This is a genomic window from Stenotrophomonas sp. YJH_SMC_79, from assembly GCF_059367995.1.
This window is the reverse complement of the sequence record NZ_JCAFRK010000001.1, coordinates 778,986-796,364: the sequence shown is the minus strand read 5'-3', so window position 1 is coordinate 796,364 and position 17,379 is coordinate 778,986. Positions and strand designations below refer to the sequence as shown.

At 65.8% G+C, this 17,379-nt stretch carries 24 protein-coding genes; 19 read left to right on the top strand and 5 right to left on the bottom strand.

Going from position 1 to position 17,379, the window contains the following annotated elements:
• Window positions 1-11: 11 nt before the first annotated feature.
• From AC5P57_RS03875 to AC5P57_RS03835, 9 genes are all read left to right on the top strand, one after another.
• The gene (locus AC5P57_RS03875) at window positions 12-701 is read left to right on the top strand and encodes a DUF3275 family protein (RefSeq protein WP_003116823.1); all 690 of its coding nucleotides are present in this window, start codon (window positions 12-14) and stop codon (window positions 699-701) included.
• A gap of 94 nt (window positions 702-795) precedes the next feature.
• Window positions 796-1,137, top strand: a complete 342-nt coding sequence (locus tag AC5P57_RS03870; RefSeq protein WP_495219432.1) for a hypothetical protein — start codon at window positions 796-798, stop codon at window positions 1,135-1,137.
• A 104-nt stretch (window positions 1,138-1,241) separates the two neighbouring features.
• Complete coding sequence (locus AC5P57_RS03865; RefSeq protein ID WP_003116821.1) at window positions 1,242-1,649, top strand: hypothetical protein; 408 nt, start codon at window positions 1,242-1,244, stop codon at window positions 1,647-1,649.
• Window positions 1,650-1,665: 16 nt separating this feature from the next.
• Window positions 1,666-1,926: a hypothetical protein gene (locus AC5P57_RS03860; RefSeq protein ID WP_495219431.1), complete on the top strand. Its 261-nt coding sequence runs from the start codon at window positions 1,666-1,668 to the stop codon at window positions 1,924-1,926.
• 76 nt (window positions 1,927-2,002) lie between these two features.
• The gene (locus AC5P57_RS03855) at window positions 2,003-2,650 is read left to right on the top strand and encodes a hypothetical protein (RefSeq protein WP_003116820.1); all 648 of its coding nucleotides are present in this window, start codon (window positions 2,003-2,005) and stop codon (window positions 2,648-2,650) included.
• Window positions 2,651-2,690: 40 nt separating this feature from the next.
• Window positions 2,691-3,824, top strand: coding sequence for a DUF6094 domain-containing protein (locus tag AC5P57_RS03850; RefSeq protein WP_223224654.1), 1,134 nt, complete (start codon window positions 2,691-2,693; stop codon window positions 3,822-3,824).
• A 50-nt stretch (window positions 3,825-3,874) separates the two neighbouring features.
• Entirely contained in the window at window positions 3,875-4,195 is a 321-nt protein-coding gene (locus tag AC5P57_RS03845; RefSeq protein ID WP_003116818.1) for a hypothetical protein, read from the top strand.
• Window positions 4,196-4,284: 89 nt separating this feature from the next.
• Window positions 4,285-4,590: a hypothetical protein gene (locus tag AC5P57_RS03840; RefSeq protein WP_003116817.1), complete on the top strand. Its 306-nt coding sequence runs from the start codon at window positions 4,285-4,287 to the stop codon at window positions 4,588-4,590.
• A 136-nt stretch (window positions 4,591-4,726) separates the two neighbouring features.
• A complete protein-coding gene (locus tag AC5P57_RS03835; protein ID WP_013391793.1) occupies window positions 4,727-7,006 on the top strand; it encodes a helicase-related protein in 2,280 nt (759 codons plus the stop codon).
• Between the two features lie 59 nt (window positions 7,007-7,065).
• Here AC5P57_RS03835 and arsH read toward each other — a convergent pair whose 3' ends face one another.
• Genes arsH through AC5P57_RS03810 form a run of 5 tightly spaced genes read right to left on the bottom strand, consistent with a single transcriptional unit; the run spans window position 7,066 to window position 10,124 of the window.
• A complete protein-coding gene (gene arsH, locus AC5P57_RS03830; protein ID WP_013391794.1) occupies window positions 7,066-7,788 on the bottom strand; it encodes an arsenical resistance protein ArsH in 723 nt (240 codons plus the stop codon).
• Window positions 7,781-8,203 (bottom strand): arsenate reductase (glutaredoxin), encoded by a 423-nt coding sequence (gene arsC, locus AC5P57_RS03825; RefSeq protein ID WP_013391795.1) that lies wholly within the window; start codon window positions 8,201-8,203, stop codon window positions 7,781-7,783. Before arsC ends, arsH begins: the two co-directional genes overlap by 8 nt.
• A gap of 16 nt (window positions 8,204-8,219) precedes the next feature.
• Window positions 8,220-9,251, bottom strand: coding sequence for an ACR3 family arsenite efflux transporter (gene arsB / locus AC5P57_RS03820; RefSeq protein ID WP_425483440.1), 1,032 nt, complete (start codon window positions 9,249-9,251; stop codon window positions 8,220-8,222).
• A 55-nt stretch (window positions 9,252-9,306) separates the two neighbouring features.
• Entirely contained in the window at window positions 9,307-9,801 is a 495-nt protein-coding gene (locus tag AC5P57_RS03815; RefSeq protein ID WP_013391797.1) for an arsenate reductase ArsC, read from the bottom strand.
• Between the two features lie 2 nt (window positions 9,802-9,803).
• The gene (locus AC5P57_RS03810) at window positions 9,804-10,124 is read right to left on the bottom strand and encodes an ArsR/SmtB family transcription factor (protein ID WP_016445103.1); all 321 of its coding nucleotides are present in this window, start codon (window positions 10,122-10,124) and stop codon (window positions 9,804-9,806) included.
• A gap of 168 nt (window positions 10,125-10,292) precedes the next feature.
• Here AC5P57_RS03810 and pilL2 point away from each other — a divergent pair, with 168 nt between their 5' ends.
• From pilL2 to AC5P57_RS03760, 10 genes are all read left to right on the top strand, one after another.
• On the top strand, window positions 10,293-10,859 hold the full coding sequence (gene pilL2, locus AC5P57_RS03805; protein WP_016445102.1) for a PFGI-1 class ICE element type IV pilus protein PilL2: 567 nt from the start codon (window positions 10,293-10,295) through the stop codon (window positions 10,857-10,859).
• The gene (locus AC5P57_RS03800; protein ID WP_013391800.1) at window positions 10,856-11,500 is read left to right on the top strand and encodes a hypothetical protein; all 645 of its coding nucleotides are present in this window, start codon (window positions 10,856-10,858) and stop codon (window positions 11,498-11,500) included. Before pilL2 ends, AC5P57_RS03800 begins: the two co-directional genes overlap by 4 nt.
• A 14-nt stretch (window positions 11,501-11,514) precedes the next feature.
• Complete coding sequence (locus AC5P57_RS03795) at window positions 11,515-12,240, top strand: TIGR03759 family integrating conjugative element protein (protein WP_013391801.1); 726 nt, start codon at window positions 11,515-11,517, stop codon at window positions 12,238-12,240.
• Window positions 12,222-12,812 (top strand): transglycosylase SLT domain-containing protein, encoded by a 591-nt coding sequence (locus AC5P57_RS03790; protein ID WP_013391802.1) that lies wholly within the window; start codon window positions 12,222-12,224, stop codon window positions 12,810-12,812. Before AC5P57_RS03795 ends, AC5P57_RS03790 begins: the two co-directional genes overlap by 19 nt.
• Window positions 12,809-13,348: an integrating conjugative element protein gene (locus AC5P57_RS03785; RefSeq protein WP_013391803.1), complete on the top strand. Its 540-nt coding sequence runs from the start codon at window positions 12,809-12,811 to the stop codon at window positions 13,346-13,348. The genes AC5P57_RS03790 and AC5P57_RS03785 overlap by 4 nt, the downstream gene beginning before the upstream one ends.
• A gap of 4 nt (window positions 13,349-13,352) precedes the next feature.
• Window positions 13,353-15,542 (top strand): type IV conjugative transfer system coupling protein TraD, encoded by a 2,190-nt coding sequence (gene traD / locus AC5P57_RS03780; protein ID WP_013391804.1) that lies wholly within the window; start codon window positions 13,353-13,355, stop codon window positions 15,540-15,542.
• Complete coding sequence (locus AC5P57_RS03775) at window positions 15,539-16,288, top strand: TIGR03747 family integrating conjugative element membrane protein (protein WP_013391805.1); 750 nt, start codon at window positions 15,539-15,541, stop codon at window positions 16,286-16,288. The genes traD and AC5P57_RS03775 overlap by 4 nt, the downstream gene beginning before the upstream one ends.
• 98 nt (window positions 16,289-16,386) lie before the next feature.
• Window positions 16,387-16,770: an integrative conjugative element protein, RAQPRD family gene (locus AC5P57_RS03770; protein ID WP_013391806.1), complete on the top strand. Its 384-nt coding sequence runs from the start codon at window positions 16,387-16,389 to the stop codon at window positions 16,768-16,770.
• Complete coding sequence (locus AC5P57_RS03765; protein ID WP_003050225.1) at window positions 16,767-17,000, top strand: TIGR03758 family integrating conjugative element protein; 234 nt, start codon at window positions 16,767-16,769, stop codon at window positions 16,998-17,000. The genes AC5P57_RS03770 and AC5P57_RS03765 overlap by 4 nt, the downstream gene beginning before the upstream one ends.
• A 16-nt stretch (window positions 17,001-17,016) precedes the next feature.
• Window positions 17,017-17,376, top strand: coding sequence for a TIGR03745 family integrating conjugative element membrane protein (locus AC5P57_RS03760; RefSeq protein ID WP_003090173.1), 360 nt, complete (start codon window positions 17,017-17,019; stop codon window positions 17,374-17,376).
• Window positions 17,377-17,379: the final 3 nt, after the last annotated feature.

Here is a 17,379-nt window from a genome sequence, read left to right as displayed (position 1 = left end):
GGAGAACCATCATGGCAACCCCATCGGCTTCCGAGAAATCTGTTGCGCCCATCGTCGTCCCCGGCCAGCTCACGCTGCGTACCATCCGCGGCAAGAACGGCCCGTTCACGGTTGGCCGCCTCGCGACGCACCTCGGTACTTTCGAGGTCAAAGACCCGGAGCTGGAGCAGTACCCCGAAGGCAAGTACGACGGGGAATTCATCATCAGGTACATCTTCCCGAAGTCCTATCCGGTCGGCGGCGGCATGCGGTTCGAGATCCGTGCCAGCCTCGACGGCATGACGCTCAACGGCATCGACAAACTCAGCCGCGACGAAGCCCGCAGCTTCGCCACCCAGGACGTCGATCCGCTCGATGAAGAGCAAGGGGCGCAGCCTGCGGCAACGCCGGCCAAGCCCACCAAAGCGTCCAGGCCCGCCAAGCCCGCACCCGTGCAGGCGTCCGCGGACCCGCTGGTCGATACCACGCCCTTCGGCGTGGATGCGCCACCGCCTGCTACGGCCGCTGCCCCCGGCAGCACCGAAGACGGTGACGCCGCGCTCTTCGGCCTGCTGTGGCCGCTGGGCGAGTCCGTGAAACTGGATTCGACCATCGACCGCCGCACCCTGCGCGCGCAGATCGCCCGCCTGGGCGAGCTGGGCTACGCGCTGGACTTCAAGACGCAGGAGTGGAGCCGCCAGGCCGAACCAAAACCTGCGTGATCGCAGACGCCGCATGCGCGGTGTTCTTCATCCACCCGCCGGGGTTCCTTTCCCATGCGGGGGAGGCCCTGGCCATTTTCTGGAGGTCTCCATCATGTCCACCATCGCTTCCGATACCCCGCGTTCAACGCTGGATGAACCCGCGTGGCGGGACCTTTGCAAAGCGGCCGCCGCACACGCCCAGCGCGGTTGCGGCTTGTCCTACGACCACTACGTGACGCTCTTCAGTTCGGCGATCGACGCACAGGCCAATCGTTTGCCGGATGAGCAACGTGCTCAGGCTCTCGAAATCGCGGCCCAGGAATGGGACTACGCAACACCTGCCGAACGGCAGGAAACCCAGGACTGGAATGCGGAGCATGGCTATTGCTCGCACGGGATCGAGTTCGGCTACTGCCCGGCCGGTTGTGATCGAGACGATGACGACTGGGATTGAGGGCGACGCATAGGTTCCTTCGCCGCAGATGCGGCATTCCATCACCCGCTGGGGGTTCTTCCCCACGGGGAGGCCTTCAGCTCAACTTTTCGAGGAGGCCTCTCATGGGCTGGTATTTCTCAAACCAATCGCGGTCCGAACTGATCGCGGAACTGATCGCACCGCAAGAGACCGAGCGCGCCAGCGTCAAGGTCATCGCTCACACCCTGCGCGGCAACGTGCTGTGGTCCGTCGCCGAAGTGACCGCCAAGGTCGAAGGCGTGCATCGTGATCTCGCACCGGGCCAGTCCCTGCGCTACATCCGCTGCGATCTGCTTGAACGAAGCGGCGGCCAGTGGGGCTACAAGTCCTTGGACGAGTCCATGCACCCGTACTACTACACGTGCCCGCTGTCCTATCTGGACCTCGCACCGGAGCAGTCCGCCGACTGGCGTGCAGGCGTTCGCGCCTACCACGCCCGGCGGCGCACACCCACGGCATCCGCGGCATCCGCCGCGGCGTCGATGGCCTGAGCCAGGAGGAACCGACATGGACCCGATCCTGGCAACGCTTCCGCCCTCGTTGCTGGCACTCGTTGAAGGGAGTTTGTCCAACGACGAAGTGTCCTCCGACGAGGAAATGCTGGCGTACTTCATCGACAACGGCCTCACCCAGGACCAGGCACGGCAGGCACTGACCTACCGCGACCAGTACCTCAACAACATCTACCTGGAAGGCTTCACGCCGATCACTTCGGCGGACGAGCCGCTTCACTTCAACCCGCACACCCGGCAGTTCGAGCCGGACTGAGCGGTTTTCTTCCACCCCCTGGGGCAGTACTTGCCCCAGCGGGCGGTGCTGTTCCCGTTCATCCGAGGACACCACCATGCCCGCAAACACTTCTTCCACGCTGTACCGCATCGACGAATGCCCGGACGTGATGGCCGACGCCTGCGTCGGCGATGACCAGGGCAACCTGATCTTCCTGTCCATCTGGGCGCGGGACACCGCCGTCCAGCAGTTCCTCGCTCGCCTGACCCTCGGGCGCGACGAGCAGGGACTGGACCAGTTCCACGTCATCACCGACCAGGGCGGCAGCGTCCCGGTATTCATCGGCAACGTCGATCGCCTGGAAAAGCGCATCACGCGCGCGTACCGGCGGACGCTGTTCGGCTCGCTGTCCAACGTGTGGCTGTTCGACCGGCGCTGCGTCAAGCCCGACAAGGCCAACGCCAGCGCATTGGCACTGCTGCCACGCGACAGCGCCCACAGGCTTGACCGCCTGTGGATGCTGGTGCGGGACACCTGCCCGTTGCCGCTGCTCGATCACTGGCGCGAGACCGTGCTGGAACTGCTGCAAACCCGCGAGATGCTGGCCCGCCTTCCGTTCGCCCTCGGGCCGCTGGAAGGCCATCGGCTCGCCATCGACGTGCCGGCGCTGACCCTGGCGCTCGGCTCCCTGATCCGCAGCGACGCGCTCACCGCCTATCCGTATCCGGCCAAGATTTGGACGCCGGAAGCGGTAGCGGCTTGACCCACCCTCGGAGGCACGCCTTGGCGTACTTCCGTGTTTCATCCCCGCCAACCAGGAGACTTCCATGGCCCTCATGTTCCCGCGGCTCGCCCGCAATTTCGTCAAGAACGGATATTTCCCGACCGACGAACCCACGCTCGAAAGAGCGCTCAACGCACTGATGCCCAGCGACGGGCCGATGTGCATCCTCGATCCCTGCGCCGGCGAAGGCGTGGCGATCGCCGAAGCCGCCCATGCCCTCGGGCGCGAGCAGGCAAAGGCGTTCGCCGTCGAGTTCGACGCGGAGCGGGCGCGCCATGCCCGCGGCCTGGTCGATCACTGCCTGCACGCGGACCTGATGGACACGATGGTCTCCAAGCAGTCCTTCGGGCTGCTCTGGCTCAACCCGCCGTATGGGGACCTGTCCAAGGACGTCAACGGCAACATCGGCTATCAGGGCCAGGGCCGTGCCCGCCTTGAAAAGCTGTTCTACCAGCGCACGCTCTCGCTGCTGCAATACGGCGGCGTGCTGGTTTTCATCGTCCCCGGCTACGTGCTCGACGCGGAGTTGGTCGGCTGGCTGACGCGCCACTACACGGACCTGCGCATCTACCGAGCGGTGGAGACGCAGTTCAAGCAGGTGGTGATCTTCGGACGCCGGGTGCGCCAGCGCGAGCAGGTGCCCGATGGCGTCAAGGCCGTGCGCAATCTGCTGTTGCAGGTAGGGCAAGGCGAAGTCGAAGCCGAGGAACTGCCGAGCGAGTGGCCGTTCCTGCCGTACATCGTCCCCGCCAGCCCGGCCGAGCCAGAGCATTTCTTCCGCGTGACGATGGAGCCCGAGCAGTTCGCCGATGAGGTTGGCAGGCTGCAAGGCTTGTGGCCATCGCAGGACACGCACCTGGGGGCTGCGCAGCAATCGCTGCGTCCACCGGCGCGGGCCTTGTCCCGCTGGCATCTCGCCCTGGCTCTGGCCGCGGGTGCGATCTCGGGGGTTGTGCGCTCCAAGACCGGGCGCGTGCTCGTCGTCAAAGGTGACACCCACAAGGACAAGACGCTCCAGCGGGAGTTCACCGAACGCGAAGACGGCTCCATCGCCGAGACCCGCATCCTCACCGACAAGTTCGTTCCCGTCATCCGCGCGTGGGACATGACACCTGGCTCCGCGACACGGGGCGAGGTGTTGACCATTCGCTGATCCACCGGACGCGCTGCCGTCCTGCTGTACCAACTCGAAGGAGAAACACCATGATCCCCAATCCGTTCAAGCGGCCTGCGCCGCACAAGCAACCGTTGTTCGCACCGAGTACGTTGAAGTTGAGCGAGAAGGTGCATTGGCTGGCCCGGCGAGGCCTGATCGACCCCTTGGCCTATGTCCAGCGCCATGTGCGCGGGGACTGGGGCGAGATCGATGAGGCCACACGCCAAGCCAACGACGTGGCGATCCAACAGGACAACCTAATGATCTCGCAGTTCAGGATCACGCCGGACCTGGCGCTGATCGTCAAGACCAGCGAGGACCACCAGACCACGGTGGTCCAGCTTCCCGAAGAGCGGGACCTGATCTGAGGCCCCACATCGTCATCCTCATCCACCTGACGGAGCCACTTCACTCCGGCAGGGGTGTCGTGGCTCAATGACTCATCAAGGAGGAGCCCATGGCATCGCATCGCATCGAAACCTACTGCCAGCGGCTGGCGTTCCCCATCGGGGCGCTCATCTTCAGCAGAGGTGTAGACCGCCTGGTCCGCGCGGGTCGCCTGGACCCGATCCCGTACTTCAGGCGCCACACCCGTGGCGACTGGGGCGACGTCAACATCCAGCAATGGCAGACGAACAGCAGCGCGCTTCAATCGGGCGCGTCGCTGGAATCGCACTACGTGATCCATCCGGGGCTCGCCATTCGCATCGTCACCGATTCGCAGCGCTGCGCAACCGTCATCGTGCTTCCGTCCGAAGACTGAGCACGGTTCACCTGCGGGCCGCCCAGGCCAGCACCTTCAACCACCCTCAGCCACGCGTCGATTCTCTTCCCACCACGGGGCATGCCATTGCCCCGCTGGGGGTGGTGCATGCCCCATTTTTCTTTGGAGCATCACCATGTCCCTCGATCTCGAAACCACTGCCGCTGAATCCGCGCCCGTACAGGGCGAACTGCTCGACGCGGAATCTTCCCCTCTGACCCTGAGCCTTCAGGATTTTGTCGGCGAGTTCGGCGACGAACTACTCGACGCCCTCAACAGCGCTAATCCGCCGGTCTATACCGGCCAACCGCAGGCGCACCGGCAACTGGTGGTCGCCAGCCTCAAGCGCAAGCTGTTCCCAGCCCAGGCCGAAGTCGTCCACGCCGCCGCCGAGCTGCTGATCGACCGTGGCGAACGTGCTGCGATCGTCAATGGCGAGATGGGCTGCGGCAAGACGACCGTCGGCATTGCCACGGCCGCCGTGCTCAACGCCGAAGGCTATCGCCGCACTCTGGTGCTGTCGCCGCCCCACCTGGTTTACAAGTGGCGGCGCGAGATCCAGGAGACGGTGGCCGGTGCCAAGGTGTGGGTACTCAACGGGCCGGATACGCTCGTCAAGCTCATCAAGCTGCGCGAGCAGTTGGGCGTGCAGCCCACGGGCCAGGAGTTCTTCGTCCTGGGGCGCGTCAGGATGCGGATGGGCTTTCACTGGAAGCCTGTCTTCACCACGCGGCGCACCCGCCACGGCGACGTGGCGGCCTGCCCGGACTGCGGCACGGTCATCACCGACCTCGACGGCGAGCCGGTCAACCCGATCGCGCTCCAAGCCGAGGAGTGCCGCAGGAAGTGCGGCCACTGCGCCGCGCCCCTGTGGACACTGATCCGCCCGCGCAGTCTGTCCGGCAGCGACCAGTCCTCGGCCGTGCTCAAAGCCTTAAAGCGCATACCGACCATCGGAGAGGTCACCGCGCAGAAGCTGATGCAAAAGTTCGGTGACGGGTTCCTGGCGTCGATGCTCGGCGACAACATCCATGAGTTCATCAACCTCATGGATGGCAACGGCGAGCTGGTGTTTTCCGACCGTCAGGCCACGCGCATGGAACGTGCGATGGCCAACATGGAGTTCGGCTTTGGCGAGGGCGGCTATCAGCCGTCCGAGTTCATCAAACGCTACCTGCCGCAAGGCACGTTCGACCTGCTCATCGCCGATGAGGCACATGAGTACAAGAACGGGGGCAGTGCCCAGGGCCAGGCCATGGGCGTGCTGGCGGCGAAGGCTCGCAAGACCTTGCTGCTGACCGGCACGTTGATGGGCGGCTACGGGGACGACCTGTTCCACCTGCTGTTCCGAGCCCTTCCGGGGCGGATGATCGAAGACGGCTACCGCCCGACCACGAGCGGCAGCATGACCTCGGCTGCGATGGCGTTCATGCGCGATCACGGGGTGTTGAAGGACATCTACTCCGAGAGCACCGGCACGGCGCACAAGACGGCCAAGGGCACCAAGGTATCGGTGCGCACGGTCAAGGCCCCGGGGTTTGGCCCCAAGGGCGTGCTGCGCTGCATCCTGCCGTTCACGATCTTTCTCAAGCTCAAGGACATCGGTGGCAACGTCCTGCCGCCGTATGACGAGGAGTTCCGTGAAGTCGCGATGGACACGGCGCAAGCCGCGGCCTACCGCGATCTGGCGGGTCGGCTGACCGCGGAGCTGAAACAGGCTCTGGCGCGACGCGATACGACCTTGCTGGGTGTGGTCCTCAACGTGCTGCTGGCCTGGCCGGATTGCTGCTTCCGGTCGGAGACCGTGGTGCATCCGCGCACGCGCAACACCTTGGCGTTTGTCCCGGCTCAGTTCAACGAGTTCGAGATCAGCCCCAAGGAGCGTGAGCTGATCGACATCTGCAAAGCGGAGAAGGCGCAGGGCCGCAAGGTTCTGGCCTACACGGTCTATACCGGCACGCGGGACACCACGTCGCGCCTGAAGGTGCTGCTGGAGCAAGAAGGCTTCAAGGTGGCGGTGCTGCGCGCAAGCGTGGATGCCAGCCGCCGCGAAGACTGGATCGCTGAGCAACTGGATCGTGGCATCGACGTGCTCATCACCAATCCCGAGCTGGTCAAGACGGGATTGGACTTGCTGGAGTTTCCGACGATCGTGTTCATGCAGTCGGGCTACAACGTGTACTCGCTCCAGCAGGCGGCACGCCGCTCCTGGCGCATCGGGCAGAAGTTGCCGGTGCGCGTGATCTACCTCGGCTACGCCGGTTCTTCGCAGATGACCTGCCTGGAACTGATGGCCAAGAAGATCATGGTCTCGCAGTCCACCTCGGGCGACGTGCCCGAATCGGGGCTGGATGTCCTGAACCAGGATGGTGATTCCGTCGAGGTCGCACTGGCCCGGCAACTGGTCGCCGCCTGAACTTCACGCAATGCCGACGACCGAGAGGTCGTCGGCTCTTTTTTCAGCGCCTCGCAGCGTCAAATTGCACCTTGCCGTACACGCCTGGACAGTGATTCAGCGCTTTCCTTGCGCTCGCTGTAACGATCCACCAGATACGGCGCCACGTCGCGCGTGAGCAGCGTGAACTTCATCAGTTCTTCCATCACGTCCACCACGCGGTCGTAGTAGGCCGAGGGCTTCATGCGTCCGGCCTCGTCGAACTCCTGGTACGCCTTGGCGACCGAGGACTGGTTCGGGATGGTCAGCATCCGCATCCAGCGGCCCAGCACGCGCATCTGGTTGACGGCGTTGAACGACTGCGAGCCGCCCGATACCTGCATCACCGCCAGCGTCTTGCCCTGGGTCGGGCGCACCGCGCCGACCGACAGCGGAATCCAGTCGATTTGGGTCTTCATCAGGCCGGTCATCGCGCCGTGGCGCTCCGGCGAACTCCACACCATGCCCTCGGCCCATTGCACCAGTTCGTGCAGTTCCTTGACCTTCGGGTGATCGGCCGGCGCATCGTCCACCAGAGGCAGCCCGGACGGATTGAACAATCGGGTCTCGCCGCCCAGCGCCCGCAAGATGCGTGCGGCTTCTTCGGCTGCGAGGCGGCTGAACGAGCGTTCGCGCAGCGAACCATAGAGCAGCAGGAAGCGCGGCGCGTGCGTGGCCCGTGCCGGCGCGAACAGATGTTCGGTGTCCGGTTGCTGGAACAGCGCCGTGTCGATGTTCGGCAGGTCGAGACGAGATTCAGACACGGCGGCCGTCCTGATCGACCACCGGCTCGCCGTCTTCCTTGTTGAACGCGCCGCGCTGCGGCTGCGGCAGCAGGTCGAGCACGGCTTCCGAAGGCCGGCACAGGCGCGTGCCTAGCGGCGTGACCACGATAGGCCGGTTGATGAGGATGGGATGCTGGAGCATGAAGCCGATCAGGTCGTCGTCGCTCCACTTCGGGTTGCCCAGGTCGAGGTCGGCATAGGGCGTGCCTTTCTCGCGCAGCACGTCTCGCACCGGCACGCCCATCGCCGCGATCAGCGCCTGGAGCGTGTCGCGGTCGGGCGGCGTTTTCAGGTACTCGATGATGGTCGGTTCCTCGCCGCTGTTGCGGATCAGGCCCAGCACGTTGCGCGAGGTGCCGCAGGCTGGGTTGTGGTAGATCGTGATGGTGCTCATGGATGCCTCTTGGAGGTTACGAAGTGGTCGCGCGGCGTTCGTACCAGCCGCGTGAGCGATTGACCACGCGCACCACCAGCAGCATGACCGGCACCTCGATGAGCACGCCGACCACTGTTGCGAGTGCTGCGCCGGAATGGAAGCCGAACAGGCTGATGGCGGCGGCCACGGCCAGCTCGAAGAAGTTGCTGGCACCAATCAACGCGGATGGCCCAGCGACGCAGTGCTTTTCGCCCACCTGGCGGTTGAGCCAGTACGCCAGACCGGAATTGAAGAACACCTGGATCAGGATCGGCACCGCCAGCATGGCGATCACCAGCGGCTGCCGGATGATGGCCTCGCCCTGGAAGGCGAACAGCAGCACCAGCGTCAGCAACAGCGCGGCGATGGACAATGGGCCGATGCGTTCCAGTGCCCTGTCGAACACGGCCTGCCCCTTGCGCAGCAGCGCCCGGCGCCAGAGCTGGGCCAGGATGACCGGAATGACGATGTACAAACCCACCGACACCAGCAAGGTGTCCCACGGCACCGTGATCGACGACAGGCCCAGCAGCAGGCCGACGATGGGTGCGAAGGCGAACACCATGATGGTGTCGTTCAAGGCCACTTGCGACAGCGTAAATACCGGATCACCGCCAGTCAGCCGACTCCAAACGAAAACCATTGCGGTACACGGTGCAGCAGCCAGCAGGATCAGGCCGGCGATATAGCTGTCGAGCTGATCGGCGGGCAGCCAGTCGGCAAAGACGTGGCGGATGAAGATCCACGCCAGCAACGCCATTGAGAACGGCTTGACGGCCCAATTGATGAACAGCGTGACCCCCATGCCCCGCCAATGCTGGCGCACCTGGCCAAGCGCGGCGAAGTCCACCTTCAGCAGCATGGGGATGATCATTACCCAGATCAGCAGGCCGACCGGCAGGTTGACCTTGGCAATCTCCATGCGGCCGATGGCCTGGAATGCGGCGGGCGCGAACTGGCCCAGAGCGATCCCCGCGATGATGCACACCGCCACCCATAGCGTCAGGTAACGCTCAAAGCCGCTCATGGCGGAGTTTGCTGGCGCGGGGCCGGCAGTATCGGTTGCGCTCATCGGGCGGGCCTCACTGGCGGCCGATGTCGCGCAGTTCACGCTGCAACGACATGGCATCGAGACTCTTGATCGGAAGCGACAGGAACAACTCGATACGTCGGCGCAGCGTCATGGCGGTATCGAAGAACGCCTTGCTTTGTCGTTCCAGGGTGCCTTCCACGGCTGCCGGGTCAGGCACGCCCCAATGCGCCGACACCGGCTTGCCCGGCCACAGCGGACACGCCTCGCCGGCTGCGTTGTCGCAGACGGTGAAGATGAAATCGAACACCGGCGCATCGGGCTTCACGAACTCGTCCCAGCTCTTGCTGCGGTAGCCCGTTGTCGGAAGGTGCAGCCGCTCCAGCGTGGCGAGTGCCAGCGGGTGAACTTCGCCTTTCGGATGGCTACCTGCCGACCAGGCGTGAAACCGCCCTTGGCCCATGTCGTTGAGGATGCCTTCGGCGAGGATGGAGCGGGCCGAATTGCCCGTACAGATGAACAAGGCGTTGTAAGTGGTATCGGTCATGGTCAGCAGCAGGTCTTGGATGGAGAAACCTCGCATACGCCACCTTGGCAGCAATGCTCGGTCAGGTAACCGATCAGACCGTCCATGCGGCCGTACTCGGCGCGATAAATCAGGTTGCGGCCCTGCTGCTCGATGCTGACGAGGCCAGCATGGGCCAGTTCCTTCAAGTGGAAGGACAAGGTGTTGCGGGCCACGTCGAGCTGGTCAGCTAGCGTGCTCGGCGTCAGTCCGCCCGGGCCAGCAACGACCAAGGCGCGGAACACGCGCAGGCGCTGGGTGTGAGCCAGGGCGTTTAAGGCGGAAATGGCTTGATCCTCTTTCATGATTCGATAATACAACATTTATAGAATTAATGTGCAAACCACAGTTGGATTTGCGGGTTGCGCTATGTGTTGGACTGCAAAAGCGGGCACCCCCCAGTTCGCATTTCTGACTGACCGCGCAGCCGCGCGCAGCCAAGGTATCGGCATCGCAACAGAAGAGCCGATGCCATGCCTGCAATCCATGTATCCCGGTGTCTGGTCGGTACCAGCCTCCTGGCCGCAGCCTTGGCCAGCGGCTGCGCGACCACGCCACCGCCGCTGGCCGCCAGCACCGTCGAGGACGTCCCACCCGCGCCCGAGGCTGCACCGCCCGAGTTCATTCCCGTCGTGCGCTATGGCCGCTACACCCTGGTGGAGCTGGCGCCGATGGCGGCGCAGCGCGATCTGCTGGTGCAGACCATCGACGTGTCCATGCCCAAGGAGGTCCGCGCCACGGTCGGCGACGGGCTGCGGCATGTGCTCAAACGCAGCGGCTACCAGCTTTGCGAGACCCCGCATGCGGTGATCGAGCTGTACGCGCTGCCGCTGCCGGCGGCGCACTTGCATCTCGGCCCCATGACCTTGCGCGATGCACTGCTCACCCTGGCCGGTCCGGCTTGGGAACTGCACGCCGATGACCGGACGCGGCAGGTCTGCTTCGAGCGGCCTGGTCGCGACACCGGTGCCGAGCCGGTGTCCGAGCCGCCTGCTGCCGAGGCCGTGCAGACGTTCCCCTTTGCGGGAGGCCAGCCATGAACGCGGCACAGCCGCTCCGGCGCCCGACCGCCGCCGTGGTGTTGCAAAGCCTGCTCTGGCTTTGGCTGCTGGGTCTCAGTGTCTTCGCGATCCTGGGCCACCAGACGATGACCGATCAGGCCGACCAGCAGCAGCTCGATGTCCGGTTGCAGCGCCTCGAAGCCCAGGTGACCGGGCTGGCCGAGACCACGCGGGCCTTGCAGCAGCAGCCCGCAGCCGCCACCGCCGCAGGCCTGCAAGACGCTCGGCAGGCAATGGAGGCGCGCATCGTTCAAGCCGAACAGGCGCTGGGTGGCTATGCCACCGCCGAGGACGTTCAGGCGCTGCGTACCGAAGTCGAGCAGATCAAGGTGCGCCAAGCGACTGCGCGTGCAGCGGCGCCTACCCAGCGGCGCACCCCGAGCCAACCGGCCACCGCCAAGTCCGAACCGCCGCCGCTGCCATTTCGTGTCGTCGGCGCTGAGCTGCGCGCGGGTCAGCGCAGCGTGTCCGTCGCCCCGAGTGCCGGAGATTTCACGCCCGATCAGCTCCAGGTGCTGCTGCCGGGTGATGCGCTGGGTCCGTGGCGCCTGCAGGCGATCGAGGGCAATGCCGCGGTGTTCCAGGCCGGCGACCAGACCCGTCGCGTGGCGATTCCTTGACCGGAGCCCACCACATGAAGCCGTCGATCATCCTGTACGCGTTCCTGCTGGGCTCCATGCAGTTGCCCGCCTGGGCGCAGCAGCCCGCCACGACCCCCGCCCGCAATGCGCAGAGCCAGGAGCGCCCGCTGGCCGCCCGCATCCTGGACGACCGGGTGGCAGGCGAATGGGGCCTGCAACCGCAGGAATGGGCGCGCTATCGCGACTTGATGGATGGGCCGCTGGGCATCTACTCGCCAAATCTGGACCCGCTGTCCGCCCTGGGCATCGAGGCGCGCACCGACGAAGAACGGCGGCGCTACGCAGAGCTGCAGGTGCAAGTCGAAGCGCGCCGCGTGGAGAAGCTGCTCGCGTACCAGCGCGCCTACGACGAGGCCTGGCAGCGCCTGAACCCCGGCATGCAGCGGGTGAACCTGTCTGACGAGAGGCCAGGCGCCGCCGCTGCGCGGGGCAGCGGTCGCACGGCAGTGTTCATCAAGGACGGCTGCGCGGCTTGCGGGCAACTCGTCCAACGCCTGCAATCCTCGGGTGCCGAGTTCGACCTTTACATGGTCGGCAGCCGCCAGGACGATGCGCGCATCCGCGACTGGGCCAAGCGCGCCCAGATCGACCCGGCCCGGGTGCGCAGCGGCGGCATCACGCTCAACCACGACGGCGGCCGCTGGCTGTCGCTGAGCCTGCCCGGCGATTTGCCTGCGGTTGTGCGCGAAGTGAACGGCCAATGGCAACGCCAGCCGTAACGGCGCTGCTGCGCGCACTGGCGCTCACTGCGGGCCTGTTCGCCTGCGCCGCCCATGCCCAGGAGGTTCCGCCACCGGCCTACCAGCTTGCCGCACAGCGCGCGGGCATTCCCTCGACGGTGCTCTACGCCGTGGCCTTGCAGGAGAGCGGCATGCGACGCAATGGACGCATCGTCCCATGGCCGTGGACCCTGAATGTCGCCGGCCAGTCGCGGCGCTTCGCCACCCGTGCCGATGCCTGCGCCGGTTTGCAGCAGGCGATGCGATCTACGCCACCCACGCGCATCGACGCGGGCCTGGGCCAGATCAACCTGGGCTACCACCCGCACCGCTACACCCATGCCTGCGACTTGTTGGACCCGTACCGCAATCTCGCCAGCGCCGCCGAGATCCTCAAGGAGCAGTACACCCCCGGTGAAGACTGGCTGCTGGCCATGGGCCGCTACCACCGGCCCGCGGGCGGTGAGCCTGCCGCCCGCTATCGACGCAGCGTATCCCGACACCTCGCCCGCGTGCAGGGCACGCACTCAATCGCCACGGCGCGAGCCGTGCGTCAGGAGTCGACCCCATGACGAAACCGCTCTGGACCCTGCGGGGCCTGCTCGCGCTGCTGGCGGCGCTGCCGTTGGTCGCGCATGCCGCCGAACCGCTGATCGTGGTCGAGGACCGCGGCGGCGCGTCGGCGCTGCCGTACTACGAAGCGCTTAACCTGCAGCCACGCGCCAACAGCGCGTTGCGGCCTCCCATTCCGACGCCGCAGATTCCCGCCACCCCCGCTGACGAGGCAGCGATGCTGCCGGTACGCAGCGCGAAGCTGATGCCCGGCTTCGTCGCGCGGCGCGTGATCGAGGCACCGGGCCTGCGGCCTTTCGTGGTCATCGGCGACGATGAGACCTCGCAAGCCTGGCTGCGCCGTCACGCGGCGTCGCTGCACGACCGCGGCGCGGTCGGCCTGGTGGTCAATGTCGAGACCGCGCAGGCTTTGGCGCGGTTGCGCGCACTGGCGCCTGGCGTGCCGATGGCCCCCGTGGCCGGCGATGATCTGGCCGAACGCCTGGGCCTGCGGCACTACCCGGCGCTGATCACGGCGACCGGCATCGAGCAATGAGGCCATGTCGGGGAAACAGCCCGTCGAAGTCCTGTTGCGCCCAGCGGTGGAGCTATACACCGTCGCGGCATGTGCGGGCGCCGCGTTTCTGTCCCTGGTGGCCCCGTGGTCGCTCGCGCTGAGCCCAGCCATGGGCGTCGGTGCCGCACTGGCGTTCGGCGCCTATGGCGCGATCCGCTACCGCGATGCGCGGGTGATCCTGCGCTACCGCCGCAACATCCGGCGCCTGCCGCGCTACGTGATGACGAGCAGGGACGTGCCGGTCAGCCAGCAGCGCCTGTTCGTGGGGCGCGGTTTCCTGTGGGAACAGAAGCACACCCACAGGCTGATGCAGACGTACCGGCCGGAATTTCGCCGCTACGTCGAGCCAACACCGGCATACCGGCTGGCGCGACGCCTGGAGGAGCGGCTGGAGTTCGCACCGTTTCCACTGTCTCGCCTCGTACGGCTCACGGGCTGGGATGTGTCATTCAACCCCGTGCGGCCACTGCCACCGGTAGGCGGCCTGCCGCGATTGCACGGCATCGAACCCGACGAGGTCGACGTCAGCCTGCCACTGGGTGAGCGCGTCGGCCATTCGCTGGTGCTGGGCACCACGCGCGTGGGGAAGACGCGGCTGGCCGAGTTGTTCGTCACCCAGGACATCCGTCGCACGAATGCAGACGGTGAGCATGAGGTCGTGATCGTCATCGACCCCAAGGGCGACGCGGATCTCTTGAAACGCATGTACGTCGAAGCCAAGCGAGCGGGTCGCGAGGGCGAGTTCTACGTCTTTCACCTCGGCTGGCCCGAGTTCTCTGCACGCTACAACGCGGTGGGGCGCTTCGGACGCATCAGTGAAGTCGCCACGCGCATTGCCGGGCAACTCTCCGGCGAGGGCAACAGTGCAGCGTTCCGCGAGTTCGCATGGCGCTTCGTCAACATCATTGCGCGCGCATTGGTGGAACTGGGGCAGCGCCCGGACTACATGCTGATCCAGCGGCACGTAATCAACATCGACGCGCTGTTCATGGAGTACGCCCAACACTACTTCGCCAAGACCGAGCCCAAGACCTGGGAGGTGATCGTCCAGATCGAGGCCAAGCTCAACGAGAAGAACATCCCAAGGAACATGATCGGGCGCGAGAAGCGTGTGGTGGCGCTGGAGCAATACCTCTCCCAGGCGCGCAACTACGACCCTGTGCTCGATGGCCTGCGCTCGGCGGTGCGCTACGACAAGACCTACTTCGACAAGATCGTTGCATCGCTGCTGCCGCTGCTGGAAAAGCTCACCAGCGGCAAGATCGCCCAACTCCTGGCGCCGAATTACTCCGACCTGTCTGACGCGCGCCCGATCTTCGACTGGATGCAAGTCATCAGGAAGCGCGCCGTGGTCTATGTCGGCCTGGATGCGCTGTCGGATGCTGAAGTCGCCGCGGCGGTCGGCAACTCCATGTTCTCCGACCTGGTGTCGGTAGCCGGGCACATCTACAAGCACGGGATCGACGACGGCCTGCCGGGTGCCTCGGCTGGCACGCGCATTCCCATCAACGTCCATGCCGACGAGTTCAACGAACTGATGGGCGACGAGTTCATCCCCCTTATCAACAAGGGCGGCGGTGCCGGGCTGCAGGTGACCGCGTATACGCAGACGCTCTCGGACATCGAGGCCCGCATCGGCAACCGCGCGAAGGCCGGCCAGGTGATCGGCAACTTCAACAACCTGTTCATGCTGCGGGTTCGGGAAACCGCCACCGCGGAATTGTTGACCCGTCAATTGCCCAAGGTGGAGGTCTATACCACCACCATCGTCTCCGGCGCGACCGATGCCTCGGACATCCGCGGGACGACGGACTTCACCAGCAACACGCAAGACCGCATCAGCATGTCGAGCGTGCCGATGATCGAGCCATCCCACGTCGTCGGCCTGCCCAAAGGCCAATGCTTCGCGCTGCTGCAGGGTGGTCAGCTCTGGAAGGTCCGGATGCCACTGCCAGCGCCTGACCCCGATGAAGTGATGCCGGCGGACTTGCAGCAACTGGCTGGGTACATGCGTCAGAGCTACAGCGAGGCCACGCAATGGTGGGAGTTCACCAGTTCCCCAGCCTTGCAGGAGGCTGCCTTGCCCGACGACCTGCTGGATGACGCCGCTCCGGCCGAGCCTGACGCGGTGGCCACCGGCGCCGACGACAGCACCGGCGAGGCCGCACCATGAAGGATGCCGCCTCGACCGCGCAGCGGGAGCAGAACCAGCGCCAGGGGCTGATCGTCGGCACCATCACCTTGCCGTTCAGGCTGCTCGGGGTGCTGATCGGTTCGCTGCTGTTCTCGATCGTGGTGGAGTGCGTCGGCATGCACCTGTTCTGGAAGGACCAGGGCTGGCGCCACTCCCAGCAGATGCTGCAGTACGAACTCGGGCACCTGTCGAACCACTTCACGCGCAGCGTGGTGGTGCAGGAGCCCGGGCGCACGGCGCACGAGCTGGTGGATACCGGGTACGGGTGGGTGTTCGTGCGCTCGGGGTTGCTGGAGCGCATGAGCCAGACCGCCGAGCGCGCCCGTGCGCCCAGCCGCGAGCCGACGCGCAACTTCCGCTATTACATCAGCCAGGCCTATGTCTGGGCCGAGAGCTACCTGATCGCCGCGGCCTTCACGACGCTCACGTTCCTCGTGCGCCTGCTGGTCCTGGTGCTCACGCTGCCGCTGATCCTCACTGCGGCATTCGTCGGCCTGATCGACGGCCTGGTGCGGCGGGACGTGCGGCGGTTCGGCGCGGGCCGGGAATCCGGCTTCATCTACCACCGCGCGAAAGCGAGCCTGATGCCGCTGGCCGTGCTGCCCTGGATCACCTACCTCGCGCTGCCGATCTCGGTGCATCCGCTGCTGATCCTGCTGCCCAGCGCAGCCTTGCTGGGACTGGCCGTGAGCCTGACCGCGGGCAGCTTCAAAAAGTACCTCTAGGCCATCAATCCGGTCGCTTCCGGGTTCCTATTGTTTGCGGCCTGAAACAGCCCTGATCTCCACGATCAACCCATTGCTGATCACACAGGAATGGCGCGATGTTGGCTTCGATCTGGCTGCGCGCCGCGCATCGCGGCGTGCCCACTTTTCTCGTGACGGCCCTCGTGCTGGGCCGGTCCCCGATGGCCTTGGCCGAGTCCCCGGCGCAGCGCCAGGAGTTGGTCGCCGCGCTGCGCCAGCTCGACGCGCTGGAACGCACCGTCGCGGACAGCGCCGCGCATACCCCCATCACACCGGGCGAGCGCTACCACTTCGATTACCCGCGGCTCCAGGCTGACTTGGCGCGCGTGCGCGCCGGCATCCAATTTCACCTGACGCCATCGCGCGCTCAACCGCGCGCCCCCTCCGAACTGGCCGGCGAATACCGCACCGAACGGGCGACCGAGCCGCTGCCGGCGACGACTGCGGAGGGCAAGCAATGAACGGCGCCCAGGTCTCGGCATTTCAAGCCAACAGCGGTATCGCGCCTTCCGCGATGGCGACCGTTCTGGTCGGCGTCGTGTTCGCGGTCCTGCTCGTGTGGGGCGTCTGGGCCATCCGAACGGCCTACGTGGGGTGGTCCGAGAGCCGCCTCAACCAGCGCCAGTTCCTCGGCGTCTGCATCCGCTTCGTCGCGATGTACCTCGTCCTGAGTTTCTTCCTTCTGTCCTGACCTGAAAGGCCCGACCATGCACAACCGCAACCTCACTTCCCGTTTTGCCCAGCGCGCCGCCGTGGCCCTGGGCGCCGCCGCGCTGCCGGCGCTGTCGTTCGCGCAAGGTCTGCCGCAATTGGAGAACCCCACGCGCGGCACCGGCAACGGCATCATGGAGACGATCCGCAACTACGGCTACGACATCATCATGCTCGTGGCCCTGCTGGTGGTGGCGTCGATGTTCATCGGCGTCTGCTACCACGCCTACGGGACCTACGCGGAGATCCACACCGGCCGCAAGACGTGGGGCCAGTTCGGCCTCACGGTCGCTATCGGCGCCGTGCTGCTTGTGATCGGCATCTGGCTGCTCACCGAAGCCACCGGCATCCTGTAAGCG